Source organism: Frankia nepalensis, assembly GCF_016786325.1.
Lineage (GTDB): Bacteria > Actinomycetota > Actinomycetes > Frankiales > Frankiaceae > Pseudofrankia > Pseudofrankia nepalensis.
In genome coordinates this window covers 39,676-54,425 of the sequence record NZ_JADWYU010000141.1, presented here as the reverse complement: position 1 = coordinate 54,425, position 14,750 = coordinate 39,676, and the positions used below count along the sequence as shown (strand labels likewise).

Here is a 14,750-nt window from a genome sequence, read left to right as displayed (position 1 = left end):
CAGCGTCGTCGCCAGGTGACGAGCGCCGACGTCTCGCCGGGCTCGCCGATGCCTGTGCCGCCGCCGGGGCGCTCGGCAAAGGAGCCTGGCCGCGGGACGGCAGCCTGGTACCTGGCCATCAGAAGATCTATATGTATAGATGCCTTTGGCGAGGCGCCAGGGCAGGAGCGCGGAGCCGTGTCGGGCCGGCGGGCCGACGGGCTCCCCCGAGTCGGAGGTGTGGCGATGCGCTTTCCCCGCGGGCACGGAGATCGGCCTCGACAGGCGCGGTCGACGGCCTTCTTAGACGCGAAGGACGGTGGTTCACGATGACCTGGCCGAGGCTGACCGACAGGGATCTGGCGCGGACGGACGGCGGCGGGCCGTCGCCGACGCCCCGCGCCGGCGGCGGGCGATCGTCCGGTAACGGCAGCGGGTTCGAGGCCGGCAGCGGATGCGACGCCGGCGGCGGGTTCGAGGCCGGCAGCGGGTTCGGGGCCGGCGGCGTGCGCGCTGGGGCCGCCGCGTGAAGCGCGTCGTCGTGGTCGGGGCTTCGAGCGGCCTGGGGCGCAGCATCGCGCTCGGCCTCGCCAGGCAGGGAAAGCAGGTGGCGATGCTCGCCCGCCGCCGTGAGCGTCTCGACGCGGCGGCTCGGGAGGCCGGTGGCGGGGCCGTCGCGGTCACCTGCGACGTCACCGACGAGACGTCCTGCCACGACGCGGTGGCCGAGGCCGCCGCCGCGCTCGGCGGCATCGACGGCCTCGTGTACTCCACCGGCCTCATCACGATCATGCCGCTCGAGCAGATCAGCGCGGCCAAGTGGGCCCAGTTGTTCGCGACCAACGTCACCGGCGCCGCGCTGGTCACCGCGGCCGCCCTGCCTCACCTGGCCCGCGCGGGCGGCTCCGCCGTCTACCTGTCGTCGATCAGCGCGTCGCAGGGCCCGCCGTGGCCGTTCGTCGGCGGGTACGCCGCGAGCAAGGCGGCGCTCGACAAGCTCATCGAGGCCTGGCGCGTCGAGCACCCCCACGTCGGCTTCACGCGCCTCGCGATGGGCGACTGCCTCGGCGGCGAGGGTGACTCGGCCACCGGCTCGCTCGCCGGCAACGACCCCGAGCACATCGGCCAGGCGGTCACCGAGTGGCAGCGGCTTGGCTACCTGACCGGTCACTTCATCGACGTCGACCACCTGGTCGATATCACGGCGGCCACCCTTCACTGCGGGGCGAGCAGCTCGATCCCGTCCTTGACGCTCGTGCCGCGCATTCCCGCGACGTCAGCCGGTACCGCGGCCGCGCCCGTCGCCGTCCCGATCTCCATCCCGGCGATCCCCGCCCCCGCCCCCGCGCCCGCGACGCAGGCCTCCCTGGAGGACCGAGGCCCAGGCGGCGCTCGCTGATCAACGGCAGGCTCGACGCCGTCGAGGGCGGCCGCGCCCTCGACGGCGTCAGCCCACCGGCGGCTGGTGCCTGTGGTGGCTACTGGCCAGGTGGGATCTCGTAGAACTGGGTGGCCCAGCGACGGTAGGCCATGTAGGGCTTGGCGTCCTGGGTGGCCAGTTTGGGCTGGTCGATGTAGGCCTGGTACCGCCAGATCTCGAGGTCGTCCTCGAGCGTGGAGAGGAACTCCTTCTCGATGCGTTCCAGGACGTCCGGCGGCGGGGTGTCGGAGGTGTCGCCGGGCAGGCGGGGCCACCAGATCGAGTAGAACATGTCCGAGCAGCCGTCCTCGACCGGCGTGGTCGCGAAGATGAGACGGTAGTTGTCGACGCCGTCGAAGGCACTGATCGCGCCGCCGAGGCCGAACAGGTAGCTGTAGATCCGCAGCGCCATCGCGTCCGGTTCGGTGCTGCGCCTGTTGGGCCAGCCGGTCTCGAACAGCCATCCGTGGTCGTCGTGCTCCCAGTTGAGCAGGACCGGGGTGACGCTGGCGTGGTGGACGTACTGGAAGTGCATGCTGTCGGCGGCGTTCTCGCCCGGGATCTGCGGGTGCACCGGCTCGCGTTCCTGCTTGCGGGACATGGCCGGCGAGGGCGGGTAGTAGGCGGCCGGGTCGGTCTCGAACTGCGGGAACACCGTGAAGATGTCGGGCATCTCCCAGCGGGGCTCCTCGCCGTGGGGCTGGTGCCAGACGAACACGCAGCCGTGCTGCTCGCGCACGGGCCAGACGCGTAGCTGGGCGCCGCGGTTGGGCTGGTCCTGGTACGGGATGTAGCGGTTGCGGCCGTCGGGGCCCCAGCCCCAGCCGTGGAACGGGCACTCGATGCAGTCGCCGTTGACCTTGCCGCCGTGGCCGAGGTGCGCGCCGAGGTGGCGGCAGTGGGCCGCCAGGACGTGGAGTTCGCCGTTGTCGTCGCGGTAGGCGACGAGGTCCTCGCCGAAGTACCGCAGCGAGCGCACCTGGCCGGTGGGGAAGTCGAGCGACCAGCCGATCATGAACCAGCCGGTGGGCTTCCAGGTGAACGGAACCTTCATGTGACGTCCCTCGCTAAAGCTCTAGATTTATCCAGGGCCAGGTCGAAGTGGCGGCAAGGGTGGTGGGTGGCCACGGCCGGCGGCCGGGCACGCGGTCTGGGTGGGTCCCCCGGGCTGGCACCGGTGCGTTGGCTGCTCGGACGGGTCACGGAAGACGGGATACCGACGCCGAATAATATATATATATCGAAGGACGGCGGTGGGCCAGACGGCCTCCGCCGTCCCAGCCGAACAGCGGTCGAGCCCCGGGGAGACGTGGATGGACCTGTCGTTGGACGAGGTGTCACGGGCGACGCGGGAGCTGGCGCTGGCGGTGCTCGCTCGCAACCCCGGGCTTTCGGCGGCGCGGTCGGCGGAGCCGCTGGGGCACGATCCGGCCCTGTGGGCGGCGCTGTGCGCGGCCGGGCTGCCGGGGCTCGCCGTCGCCGAGGAACACGGGGGCGGCGGTACCGGGCTGCACGCGCCGGTCGTCGCGGCGGTCGAGCTCGGCCGGGTGCTCGCGCCGGTGCCGTTCGCCGAGCACGTCGCGGCCGCGCGGCTGCTCGCCGCCGTCGCGCCGGAGCACCCCGACCTGCCCGCCGTCGTCGCCGGCGAGCTCGTCGCGACGCTGGCGCCCCGGGTGCGCGCCGCCACCGGCGTCGCCGTGCCCGCGGGGGCCGTGGCCGGTCTGGTGCTGGCGGTCGTCGACGGCGAGCTGGTCGCGGCCCGGTCAGCTCCGCCCGCCTCCGCCACGGCCAACCAGGGCGACCTGCCGGTCGCCGACCGCGACCTGCGCGGCGCCGCGGTACTGGGCGGTTCGGCGGCGCTGGGCGGCTCGGCGGCGGTGGCCGCGTTCGCGCGGGCGCGGGCGGAGTGGCTGACACTGGTCGCGGGCTGGCTCGCCGGGCTGGCCGACGGCGCGCTGACGCTCGCGACCCGGTGGGTGAAGGAACGCGTCCAGTTCGGCGTGCCGATCGGCTCGTTCCAGGGGGTGCAGCACGGCCTGGCGGACCTGCCAGGACTGGTGGACGCGTCCACGCTGCTGGCGCGGGAGGCGGCCTGGAGCCTGGACACCGGGCGGCGGTCGGTCACCGGGGCCGACGGTGGCCAGCTCGCGGCGATGGCCGCCCTGTTCGCCGCGGACGCCGCCCGGGCGGCGGCGGACCGCGCCGTCCAGTACCACGGCGGCCTCGGGGTCGCCGTCGAGCACGACGCGCAGCTGTTCTTCCGCCGCGCCCGCGCCTATCCCGCGCTCGCCGGCGCCCCCCGCGCCCTGGCCCGCGAGCTCGGCCGCGACCTCGTCGACAGCCCGGCCGTCCCCCCTGCCGGCGCTGTTGACCCCACCGACCCCACCGGTCGCCAGGCCCCGGCGGCCGGCGGGCCACCCCAGCCCGGCGCGGACGCCACCGACGAAGCGGACGCCGCCAGCGGGACGGACTTCGCCTACAGCCAGCCGGTCGGCGCGTTCGCCGCCGAGGTGCGGACGTTCGTCCGGTCCTGGCTGACCGACGAGGTCCGCCACGAGGCGCGCTGGACGGGCACCGTGCACGTGCCCGCGCTGCACCGGGCCCTGGCCGAACAGGGCTGGCTCGCCGCCTCGGCGCCCGGCGGGCGCGCCGCCCGCGACCCGTACGAGCTGGCCGCGCTGTTTCGCGAGCTGGAGCTCGCCGACGCCCCCTACCACGGCATCGGCACGACCATGATCGTCGCCGGGGTGCTCGACCAGATCGGCGGCCCGAAGCTGCGGACCGAGGTGCTGCCGCGGCTGCTGGCCGGCGAGGCGACCGCGGTGCTCGGCTACTCCGAGCCGGGCGCGGGCTCCGACGTCGCGGCCGCGCGCACCCGGGCCACTCCCACCGACGACGCGCACACCGCCTGGCGGATCAACGGCCAGAAGATGTGGACCACCCTGGCCCACACCGCCGCGCACTGCCTGCTGCTGACCCGCACGGACCCCGACCTGCCCAAGCACCGCGGCCTGACGATGTTCCTGGTGCCGATGGACACCCCGGGGATCACCATCCAGCCCATCCACACGATCGCCGACGAGCGGACCAACATCGTCTTCTACGACGACGTGATCGTCCCGGACTCCTGCCGCGTCGGCGAGGTGAACGAGGGCTGGCGGGTCATGGCGATCGGACTAAGCCTGGAACGCGGCGTCATGGGCAGCACCGCGATGCTCGAACCGCTGCTCGCCGCCGTCACGGCCTGGGCACGGGTGCCCGGGCCCGCGGGGCACTGGCCCGACGGGGAACGCCCCGCCGACGACCCGGCCGTACTGACGGCGATCGCCCGAGCCCGGGCCGACGCCGAGGCCGCCTTCCTGCTCACCCAACAGACCGCCTGGCTGAATATCTCCGGTCAGCCCGCGGCGGTCGCGGGCACCATCGCGAAACTGTTCGCCTCCACCGCCTACCAGCGCGCCAGCCGCGAGCTCCAGGACGCCGCCGGCCTCGGCGGCATCCTGCGCGCCCCGGCCGGCGAGGGCATGGTCCCGCCGGCCGCCGACGGCGAGATCGAGCGCGCCGCCCGCCACTCCTGCGTCGTGACCATCCAGGGCGGCACCACCGAGATCGCCCGCAACCTCGTCGCCGAACAACGCCTCGGCCTCCCCAAGACCCGCCGGGGAACCCGATCCGCGACCACAACAGGCGGCGAGGCCGCCAGCTGAAAGGACGCCAGCTCGACTCGGCCGCGCGGCCTACGTTCGCGGGCGCGGCTGGCCACACTCATCGAGCAGGGCGACGCGGCGGCGGCGGAGACGCACTGGGCGGAGCACACGCGGATCGTCGGGCGGGTCATGCTCGCGCGGCGCGCGAAGACCGTCATCGGTCTGCTGCGCCACGACTACTGAGGAACGGGCTCCCGCAACTCCGGAGACCCGTGCCGCGACCACGCCCACGTGGCGGTCCAGTGTGACTTGCACGATCCGGTAACGTCATGGCAATGGATGTAGACGCTGTCGGCGAGCGTGCCCAGACCGACGACGACGCCACAGCGGACTGGCAACGACGCGTGGTCACGCGGTCGCTGCAGGAGGCCCAGCGACGCTCGATCGACCGGGGGAACCGCTTCATCCGCGCCGCGGCGAAGGTGCTCGAGCGCTCGAACGGCGAGTCGCTGACCGTCCAGGAAGTGGCCGACGAGGCCGGCCAGTCGCTGCGGACCCTCTACCAGTACTTCGCGAGCAAGGACGATCTGCTGCTCGCGGTGTTCGAGGAGGCGATGCACACGAACGCGCGGATCATCCGGGCCGCGATCGCCGGCCTGGACGACCCGCTCGAACGGCTGGCCGGCGCGATCCTCGCGGCCGCGCATCTTCCCGCCATGCACAACAAGGCCGGCGTCGACCGCGGCCTCGTGCACCTGCGCCGGCAGCTCAGCCAGGCCGATCCCGACCTCATCGCGCGCTCCCAGGTGCCGGTGATGTCGCTGTACCGCGAGCTGATCGAGGCGGCCACGGCCGACGCCTCGCTGACCGCCCTCGACATCGAGCCGGCGACCTACTTCGTGGTCTCCGCACGAACGTCGCTGCTGACCTCGATGACCATCGGAAACGAGTACGGGGTCCGCTCACCCGACGCGGTCGATCTCTCGGTGTTCTGCCTGGGCGGCCTCGGCGCCCACCGCCCACGCGAGTGGCACCAGCAGGTGAACGAACGCCTCGAGCTGTCTGGCGACGGACGCTCGATCCTGCGCCGCCTCGCCAGGGCGTCGAACTCCGCGCAGACCTGAAAGCGCGGGCCTCACTGGCCTCCCCGGAGGAGGCGACAGGATCCTTTTATTCAATATCCCGTCAGCCAAACACCCCCGAAATAGGGTGTCAACACCGCCCCAGGCCGTTGGAATACCAACCGGTCCCGGCCGGCGCGCTTCGCGCGGTCGTTGTCCCGCGGAAGCTTGACGCTGGCGCGGCTGTGGAGGGCGACCGCGACATCGGTATTGGGAGAACGTCTCAATCCAGGACGGCCCTCTCCGTTCGTGGACTTGTCTCGGACGAGACGCCGGCCGTATTGTGCCGGAATGGCGGATCGATCAGTCTCCCGAAATGGACAAGCTCCTGGTGACCGTCCGTCCGGGTGGGTGGAGACGACGCCCGGGGATCTCGCGGACCTCGTCGGCGGCCAGCCGGGCACCTGCCGCGCGGCGGTGAGACCCGATCGTGCCAACCAGTTGTCGAACCGGCGATTTTCCGCCGCTTCGCGTTGGGTACCAGCTGGTGCGGGCACGACTCCAATAGTTCGGCCACGTCCGCTGGAACGCTCCGGCCAGTCCTGTTCGGCGGCTCTTCTGTCCGCGTCCCGCGGACCGATGGTGGGGGGATCTTCGAGGAGGAAGAATGCTACCAGAGTTTCCCTGCGACCCCGGGGTCGACGAGTTCCTCGCCAAGACCACGTCCAGGCTTCGGGAACGTACCGGCACCGATTTCGCGCTCGGTGGCTGGGTGCATCCGCGTACCAGGGTGGTGACCATTCGATGCGCCGACGGCGTGGAGAATGAACAGATCATGGGAGCGACCGCGGCCCCGGCGCAGAATATCGGAGGCAGGGCGGTGGCGCGCGGACGGCACGTGGTCGTCGAGCGCGGCAGCCTGAATGTCCGGGCTGGTACCGACGGGCCGAGCTTCGGCGACTGCCGTGAGGACATCCACTCCGTGCTCGCCGTCCCCCTGCGGCTGGACGGCCGCGTGCTGTTCGTACATTACCTGCCGCTACGGCCGGACAAGTCGATGGCCAGCGCGACGACCAGGACCGCGCTGGCGTTCATACGGAATCTCGAAGCCTTCGTCGCCCGTGCCGCGCAGGCCCACCGGGTTGACGGTCTGGAGCGGTGGAACATGGACGCGCAGGCGTTGCGCCAGATCGACGACGAGCTGGAACAGCTGGCAATCGAGGTCACGACCCCGATTGCCCGGGCGAGGATCGCCGTCATCAAGAACCTGTTCGAAAACAGCATTCTGGAGTCGTTGTCGAGGGCCGATTCCACCTACGCGCTCACCCGGCGCGAGCTGGACGTCCTCGGTCTGGTCGCCGAGGGACTTTCCAACGCGGAGGCCGCCGAGCGGCTGTTCGTCAGCCCGGAGACCGTCAAGGCATACCTGCGCACCATCCGGAGCAAGCTCGGAGTGCGCAACCGGACCGCGGCCGTACACGTGGCCCGACAGTCCGGCCTGTTGCGGTAAACACCGGCCACCACGTTTGGGGCCATGGCCGGAATCAGACCGCGTGACGGCTGTTCGGCGGTCCACCGACGTCACCGGAAGGATTCGAGATCACCCGCCGAGCGCCGGCCATCCTGATGCTGGCTCCCGGCTCCGCGGGGTGCCGTCCGGCAATGGCACGATCGTGGGTGTGCGGCCGAGTCGACGGACCATCCTGCTGGCGGTTCCGACCGCCGTGGCCGGTGCCATCGGTGGCGCCTGGTGGGCAAGAGGTTCCGGCGACGCCGCGGCACCCGCGCCGATCCCTTCCGAGGGCGGCGGACCGGCCGGCCCGACGGGCGGAGTCACGACGCCGACGGGCGCCGGCGCGGCGGTGGTACCGGACGGGCCGGCGGCGGTGACGCGGACGACGTTCCACAGCGCCGCTCGAGGTCAGGTCGTGTCGATGGTGGTCGTCTCACCGGTCGTGGGCTCCGTCGACGGTCTGCCGTTGTGTCTCGTCCTGCATGGCCGGGGCGACGACGCGCCGCGCGCCGTGACGCTCCTCGGCCTGGACACCGCGTTGGCGGACGCCGCGCGGACGGGAACCGCGCCGCCGTTCGTGGCCGTCACCGTCGACGGCAGCGAGGCCTACTGGCATCCCCGCGCGTCCGGCGACGACCCGGAACGGATGATCCTCACGGAGATCCTGCCCCGCCTCGCGGACCAGGGGCTGCGCACCACCCGGTTCGCGGCGATCGGGTGGTCGATGGGCGGCTACGGCGCGCTGCTGCTCGCCCAGCGCCACCCCGACCTGGTCACCGCCGTGGCGGCGAGCAGCCCGGCGCTGTGGCGGGCCTACGGCGCCAGCGCGCCGGGCGCGTTCGACTCCGCCACCGACTTCGCCGCCCACCAGGTCCTGGGCGAGCCGCCGGCCCCGGGCGTGACCTACCGGATCGACTGCGGGCAGAGCGACCCGTTCTACGCCGTCTCCCGCCAGGCCGCCAGCGAGCTCGCGGCCACCGAGCAGGGCTTCGGCCCGGGCGGGCACGACCCCGTGTACTGGCGCGCCGCCCTGCCCGCCCAGCTCGCCTTCGTCGGCCGCGCCCTGGCGCCCACCGCGCCCCCACCCCGGCCGACCGCCGGATAACCAGGAGTCACCTCGCCGCTTTGCCCGCCGCCCAGGCCGAACCGCGACGCCGTTCCACTGACCCGCTGGGGACGGTCCTCGCGGACCGTCAAAGAGGTTCCAGGACTTACGAGGCATCCGTCGTGCGCTGACCGCTGGCTCCGAGAGTGGAGACTCGGTCCTCGGCGAACGCGACGCGGGTCTTCGCCCGGTCGAACAGGACCTTCTCGTCGGCGATGACGGCGGCGACCAGCTCGGGGCGCTGGCGCGCATCCCGCTGCTCGTCGGTGAACGCCGCCAGGTCGTCGTACCAGATCTCCGTGACGACGTCGTACTCCGGCTCCAGGGGTTCCCCACCGTCGACGATGTTCCCCATCGGGTGCAGGAAGTGCCGCTCGTAGTGCCTGGCCCTGGTCGCGAGCTTCTCGACGAGCGGAACGTGAACCTTCTCGTAGTGCTCGACGAACTCGGCCAGCGAAAGCCCGGGCTTTCGCTTCAACAGCATGATCACTTTGATCATGGCGGGTTCCGTCCTTCAGTTGAGTCGGTCGTCCGACGACAACCTATGGAGGAGTGGTCAGCTGGCGCCGGCACGGCGGCGGCCACGGAGACCGTGGACGAAGAACCGGCCGGCTGGTCAGGGGTGGGCGGGCGCCCGCTCCCGCCCGGTCGCGTAGCGGTACGAGGCGTCGAGCACGGAATGTGCCACATCGAGCTCCTCGGCCGTCCGAGGGGCGTAGAGCATCACCACGTTGACACTCGGCGAATACAGCGGGTGGCGCTCGCCCCATCCCTTGGCCAGCAGTTCTGCCTGGTCGGCCAACGGCAGCGCCAGGTGCAGGCTCCCGTCGACATGCACGTGGCCGAGCTCCGCGTCCAGCCGCGGCGGCAGCAGCACGGCACCCTCGGCGCAGGGGAACTCGTCCAGGAAGACGGCCACCGCCCCGGGCAGCGAGATCTCGCTCTCGCCGGTCCTGGTCCCGGGCAGCTGCGTGGACATCCACCGCACCAGCTGCTCCCGCACGTGCGGCGGGCTGGGCTGCGTCAACTGCTCGTGTGGCACCGCCGGCCCGGTGCGAGGACGTGGGCCCGTCCGAGGTGGAAGCGCGGGCATGGTCATAGGTGCTCCGTAGGTCCGCCACCGACGCGACCGGCGGTGGCTCGTGGCGGCGCGCCCGGCCGCGCGGCGGCCGGTTGCCCTGGTCAGGCCGCCGTTTCTGGCGACGACGCAGACGAAGCTAACACCCGCCGTATAGTAGGTTCCTAAAGGAAAGCGACTTCCCAGAGGGATCCAATCAAGAGCGAAGCCTGAGGGAGGGTGTCGTGGCCAAGCGGGCGATCGTCAGCCAGTCGCTGGACTCCTGTCCGATCAACCCGGTGGTGGACCTGGTCTTCAGCCGGTGGACCACGCCGATCCTGTGGGTGCTGCGGCTCCACGGCCGACAGCGGTTCAACGAGATCGAGCGGCGCCTTCCCACGATCAGCCCCAAGGTGCTCACCCAGCGGCTGCGCCAGCTTGAGCGGGACGGTCTGGTCGCCCGCACCTACTACGCCGAGATCCCGCCCCGGGTCGAGTACGAGATGACGCAGCTCGCGCTCTCCCTGGTGCCGGTCTTCGAGACGCTGGTGGACTGGTCAGAGGCACACCTGCACGAGGTGGAGCAGGCCCGGCACGCCTACGACGAGGCGATCTAGAGTCTGGTGCCGGCGCCGCGATGGTTCGCCGCGGTCCAAAGCGGCGCGCGAGATGGTTGATCGTTAGTTGCCCGCGGAGACGGCGAGGACACCGGTTGTCCGTCGAGCCGTTTCCGCGGGCATTCGGCGATCATGCCGGCGGTCGGACGCGTGCTGGTCGGACGAATGTTGCCGGGAGCGGCGCCGGCCTGGGCACATGGTCAGGCGACGGTCTGCTGTCGCCCTCGTCCGCCGCTCCCGGACTCGAAGCTCGCCAGGTCCGCCTCCCGCCCAAGGCGATCGTGCTGCTGGTCTCCGAGGATCTCGCGGCGGCGGACCGTGCCGTGGGATCGCCTCGATGGCCTCCTGCTCGGCGTCGGAGAGAAGGCGCGTGGGCGCGCTCGCGCCGGTGGTTACCGCCCGTCCACCTTCGTCGCGGTGTCGCCGAAGACGAACGAGCTGGGCTCGCACTCCGCGATGAAGTCGCCGGGGAAGCCGAGCTGGAACTCGACGGCGGATTCCAGCCGCCGGATCGCGTCCGGCGGCAGAACGAGGCCGAGCGCGCCCAGGTTCTCGGCGAGTTGCTCGGTGTTGTTGATGCCCATGATCGGGTGCACCGCCGCGGATCTGGCACGCGTCCAGGCGAGCGCCACCTGGGCGGGGGTGGCACCCAGCTCCTCGGCGACCGCGCGGACGGCCGCCGCGGCGGCCCGGTCCCGCGCGGTGAGCGCCCGTGGGTCGACCCGCGCCGAGCGCCCGGGGCCGTCGGGCGCGTCGACGACACCGGAGAGCACGCCGCCGGCGAGCGGCGACCAGGCGGCCACGGTCAGCCCGAGCGACTCCGCCATCGGCAGCAGTTCCCGCTCGATGTCGCGGGTCAGCAGGTTGTAGGGCACCTGCACGCCGGCGAACGGCGACCAGTCGCGCCACTGCGCGAGGGTGTTCGCCCGGGCGACGATCCAGGCCGGAGCGTCGGAGATGCCGACGTAGAGGACCTTCCCCGCGCGGACGATGTCGTCCAGCGCGCGCATGGTCTCCTCGATCGGGGTGTGCCGGTCCCAGAGGTGCACCCAATAGATGTCGATGTAGTCGGTGCGCAGCCGGCGCAGGCTCTGTTCCAGCGAGAGCACCAGGTTCTTGCGGTGGTTGCCCGAGGCGTTGGGGTCGCCGGCGTCCCTCGACAGCGTGTACTTCGTGGCGAGGAGAAAGCGGTCACGCCGGTCGATGACCGAGCCGAGCATGGTCTCGCTCTCGCCGTACGCCGACGCGGTGTCGAGAACGTTGCCGCCCGCGTCGGCATAGGCCTCGACGACACGGCGGCACGCGGCCGCGTCGGGAATGGTCATCGTTCCGAGGAAGAGCTCCGAGACCCGTAGGCCGGTCTGGCCGAAGAGCCGGTACCGCATCGTCAGACCATTTGTCGGTGTGCGAATGGCGCTGCCCATGTGCCGCATCGTGCAACGGCGCGCCCGGCGCAGGGAGGCCGTGACAGGGCCACCCTCGGCCTGGGCCGCCCAGGCTCAGGAACGCCCGGGTGGTCGACCAGGTGGGGACTGGGCTCCCACAGCTCTGCGCGGGCGGCCCGGTCGTAGGCCCGCGGATGAGCCCGGACGTCGCGGTCGCGGCCGAAGACGACGAGGCAGTGATGCCTCCGTGCCGTCATCCGGTTCGGCGGATGACGACGGAGGCCGGCTGGCGGCCACGGGCCGACATCGTCCGGTATTTGCGCCCACAAACGCGGGGTCACGGGGCGCGTTTATGTCACCGTGAGGCCGGGAAGGTAGAGCGCGCGGGAGCCCGGTGATTCTTTTCCCCGCGGTTCGTAGGCGACACGTTCCACCAGGCAGGCTTCGGGCTGTTCACGAGGTCGAAGGGGAAGGTGCCACATGCGTCGCAGGGTTTCGGGACTCGCGCTCGCAGCCGCGCTGATGGTCGCTCCCGTGGCAGTCGCGGGAACAGCCCAGGCGAGGGGAAATCCTCGAGGACCGGCGCTCGGCGGAACCTCGGACACGACCACCTGCCCGCTCCTCGAGGAGGTCAGCGGAAGCTCGGGCGAGGACATCTACCAAATCTCGAGCTCTCTGCTGAGCCGCGGAGCCGTGCTGACCATCATATTCTGCGACCTCGAGCCGAAGTACGACCCCCGGCGGGTGCCGACGACGGGCGTCGAAATCAGCCTCGTCACCGACGACCCGCGGCTCGACTGGAACAAGGCCGCGCTCGGGCGCGTGGACCCGGACTCCAGGGGCAACTTCGCCACCTCGGTCACGATTCCGTATACCGGAAACTCCGGCCCCCTCATGCCCGGAGATTATCTGGTCCACGTGGCCAGCGGGGCGGCAATCTACATGGAGGCACAGGTCACGATCACGGGCTGACCTGGGAGCCGACATTCCCGCGTATTTCCTCGACGGAGCTCGGATCGTCCAGGTAACCGAGAGGGGACGCCGGGAGAACCTTTTCGTTCTCCGGTCGCGGCACGCGACAGGGCCGTGTTCGGCGGGGCGCGCCCGCCCGCCGCGCGCCCCGCCTAACTGGGTGCCCAGGACGAACTGGTGTACCGCGCGCGCCGCCGGGCCTGGCCCCGGCGCCGCCGCGGGCGGCGGCGGACGGCGGCGGCGGACGGCGGTCAGACTGGTCAGCTCGCGGGGGCCGGCACCTCCGGCGCGGAGCCGGGCTCGCTGCTGTCCTTGTCCTGCTTCTTCGGCTGCTGGGGCACCCCGTGGACGCGCTCCAGCTCGATCTCGTCCGCGTCCGGCACCCGCGGCGCCGGCTTGGTCAGGGCGAAGGCGACGCAGACCGCGGCCAGGATCAGGTAGCCCAGGGCCACCTGGCCGTTGGCGTCCCACTCGACCTTCTCGCCATGGATCAGGCCGATGAACGACAGCACCGCGCCGACCACCGAGAAGATCGCCGCGGGGACGAACCGTTTGTCGATGATGAAGGCGACGATCGAGCCGAGCACCAGGCCGGCCAGGATCGCCCCCTGACCAAAGATCATCAGACCTTCGTAGACGACCCCAGCCTGATTGATCTTGTCGTAGCCCACCTGGGTCGCCGTGGTGCCGGCGGCCGCCAGCGCGTTGTCCATCAGCCCGACCGCCCACGAGGCGATGTTGGGCAACAGGGCCGCGACCACCGCGGCCGCGTGCGCCCTGGGCGAGACCTGGAAGGCCTGGGCGCCGATCAGCAGGCCGATGTAGAGCAGGATCGGCACGATCGCCGGCAGCGGGAGTACCGCGCCGAGGAGACTGAACAGGCCAAAGAAGCACAGGACCGCGATCATCACTCCGGTGGCCAGCGAATAGCCGGTGCGGCCGCCGGCGCCCTTCCAGCCCGGGTGGCCGATGTAGACGGCGGGCGGGAACGGCGAGCCCAGGCAGGAACCGACCACGGCGCCGAAGCCGTCGGCGAGCAGGACCGCGCGCAGGTTGTAGTTGTCACCGGCCGACGCGGCGCTCTCCACGTTGGTCATGGCCTCGGTGAAGTTGTAGACGCCGAGCGGGATGGCCGTCGCCAGCAGCGGCGAGAGGTCCGCCAGCCCCGAGAAGAGCATGTCGAACCGGAAGTCGGGTACCGCCAGCGCGATGTCCTTGGCCGCCGAGCTCACGTCCGGGGCGTCCATGAAACCGCCGATCCAGCCGATCGCGGTGCCCACCAGCAGCGCGACCGCCCCGATCGGCAGATTCCAGGGGAGCTTGATGTCGGTGAGCAGTCCGACGAGGAGCAGGGCGAAGACCGGCAGCGAGATCCAGGCCGCCTCCCACATCTGCCCTGCCGGCCGCATCGAGATGAAGGCGATCGAGATGCCCGCCAGCGTGCCCAGCATGGCCGCCCGGGGGGCGTAGCGGCGGATCGTGGGCCCGACGAACGCGCCGAGCATGACGATCACGCCGATGATGAAGGCCCATGCCATGCCGGCTTCCCACGCCTTGAACGGGTCCTTCGTCTTGAGGTAGATCGGCAGCATGATGACGAACGTGACGATGAACATGTGCGGCACGCTGGGGCCGTAGGGCATCGCCGTGACGTCCGACCGGCCCTCTTTCACCGCGAGCCGGCGGGCCAGGTAGGTGTAGTACAGGTTTCCCAGGATCAGTGCGATCCCGAGAGCGGGCAGAATCGTGCCGAGCACGTCTCCCTTGGGAATGGCGACGACGCCGATACACAGCCCGGTCAGCACCAGGACGTTGACCAGCACGTTGATGCCGAGCCCGAAGAACGCGTTGAGGTCGCCCCGGACCCACAGCGGCGGACCGGCGGTGGCTGTGCCGCCCGTCCCTGGGAACTTCACCATGACAGACTCCTCGATGACGGTGGGCACAGCCGCGACGCGGCTGCCCGGGCGCTCGCCGCGGCCGCGGGCCGGTCG

General features: G+C 71.5%; 13 protein-coding genes. 8 read left to right on the top strand and 5 right to left on the bottom strand.

Annotated features, from left to right (window positions below; all coding sequences use genetic code 11):
• Positions 1-308 precede the first annotated feature (308 nt).
• Together I6A81_RS21010 and I6A81_RS21005 are read left to right on the top strand one after the other, a co-directional pair.
• Positions 309-509 carry a hypothetical protein gene (locus tag I6A81_RS21010; RefSeq protein WP_202999966.1) on the top strand — a complete coding sequence of 67 codons (201 nt, stop codon included), beginning with the start codon at positions 309-311 and terminating at the stop codon, positions 507-509.
• Positions 506-1,378 (top strand): SDR family oxidoreductase, encoded by an 873-nt coding sequence (locus I6A81_RS21005; RefSeq protein WP_202999967.1) that lies wholly within the window; start codon positions 506-508, stop codon positions 1,376-1,378. The genes I6A81_RS21010 and I6A81_RS21005 overlap by 4 nt, the downstream gene beginning before the upstream one ends.
• 79 nt (positions 1,379-1,457) lie before the next feature.
• Here the strand turns inward: I6A81_RS21005 and I6A81_RS21000 are convergent, their stop codons facing one another.
• Positions 1,458-2,453: a Rieske 2Fe-2S domain-containing protein gene (locus I6A81_RS21000; protein WP_202999969.1), complete on the bottom strand. Its 996-nt coding sequence runs from the start codon at positions 2,451-2,453 to the stop codon at positions 1,458-1,460.
• Between the two features lie 259 nt (positions 2,454-2,712).
• Here I6A81_RS21000 and I6A81_RS20995 point away from each other — a divergent pair, with 259 nt between their 5' ends.
• The 4 genes from I6A81_RS20995 to I6A81_RS20980 all read left to right on the top strand — a co-directional run bounded on the left by I6A81_RS20995 (position 2,713) and on the right by I6A81_RS20980 (position 8,725).
• Positions 2,713-5,106 carry an acyl-CoA dehydrogenase gene (locus I6A81_RS20995; RefSeq protein ID WP_202999971.1) on the top strand — a complete coding sequence of 798 codons (2,394 nt, stop codon included), beginning with the start codon at positions 2,713-2,715 and terminating at the stop codon, positions 5,104-5,106.
• Between the two features lie 275 nt (positions 5,107-5,381).
• A complete protein-coding gene (locus I6A81_RS20990) occupies positions 5,382-6,170 on the top strand; it encodes a TetR/AcrR family transcriptional regulator (protein WP_202999973.1) in 789 nt (262 codons plus the stop codon).
• A gap of 604 nt (positions 6,171-6,774) precedes the next feature.
• Positions 6,775-7,617, top strand: a complete 843-nt coding sequence (locus tag I6A81_RS20985) for a LuxR C-terminal-related transcriptional regulator (protein WP_202999975.1) — start codon at positions 6,775-6,777, stop codon at positions 7,615-7,617.
• Between the two features lie 169 nt (positions 7,618-7,786).
• A complete protein-coding gene (locus tag I6A81_RS20980; RefSeq protein ID WP_202999977.1) occupies positions 7,787-8,725 on the top strand; it encodes an alpha/beta hydrolase in 939 nt (312 codons plus the stop codon).
• 106 nt (positions 8,726-8,831) lie between these two features.
• On the opposite strand, the gene I6A81_RS20975 is transcribed toward I6A81_RS20980, so the two are convergent.
• Together I6A81_RS20975 and I6A81_RS20970 are read right to left on the bottom strand one after the other, a co-directional pair.
• Complete coding sequence (locus I6A81_RS20975) at positions 8,832-9,224, bottom strand: EthD domain-containing protein (protein ID WP_202999979.1); 393 nt, start codon at positions 9,222-9,224, stop codon at positions 8,832-8,834.
• Positions 9,225-9,341: 117 nt separating this feature from the next.
• Positions 9,342-9,704, bottom strand: a complete 363-nt coding sequence (locus tag I6A81_RS20970) for a luciferase domain-containing protein (protein ID WP_238428267.1) — start codon at positions 9,702-9,704, stop codon at positions 9,342-9,344.
• 323 nt (positions 9,705-10,027) lie between these two features.
• Between I6A81_RS20970 and I6A81_RS20965 the strand changes: the two genes are divergently transcribed.
• On the top strand, positions 10,028-10,399 hold the full coding sequence (locus I6A81_RS20965) for a winged helix-turn-helix transcriptional regulator (protein WP_202999982.1): 372 nt from the start codon (positions 10,028-10,030) through the stop codon (positions 10,397-10,399).
• Between the two features lie 392 nt (positions 10,400-10,791).
• Here the strand turns inward: I6A81_RS20965 and I6A81_RS20960 are convergent, their stop codons facing one another.
• Positions 10,792-11,784: an aldo/keto reductase gene (locus I6A81_RS20960; protein ID WP_203000033.1), complete on the bottom strand. Its 993-nt coding sequence runs from the start codon at positions 11,782-11,784 to the stop codon at positions 10,792-10,794.
• A gap of 534 nt (positions 11,785-12,318) precedes the next feature.
• Here I6A81_RS20960 and I6A81_RS20955 point away from each other — a divergent pair.
• A complete protein-coding gene (locus I6A81_RS20955; RefSeq protein ID WP_202999983.1) occupies positions 12,319-12,756 on the top strand; it encodes a hypothetical protein in 438 nt (145 codons plus the stop codon).
• Positions 12,757-13,016: 260 nt separating this feature from the next.
• Here I6A81_RS20955 and I6A81_RS20950 read toward each other — a convergent pair whose 3' ends face one another.
• On the bottom strand, positions 13,017-14,675 hold the full coding sequence (locus I6A81_RS20950) for a permease family protein (protein ID WP_202999984.1): 1,659 nt from the start codon (positions 14,673-14,675) through the stop codon (positions 13,017-13,019).
• Positions 14,676-14,750: the final 75 nt, after the last annotated feature.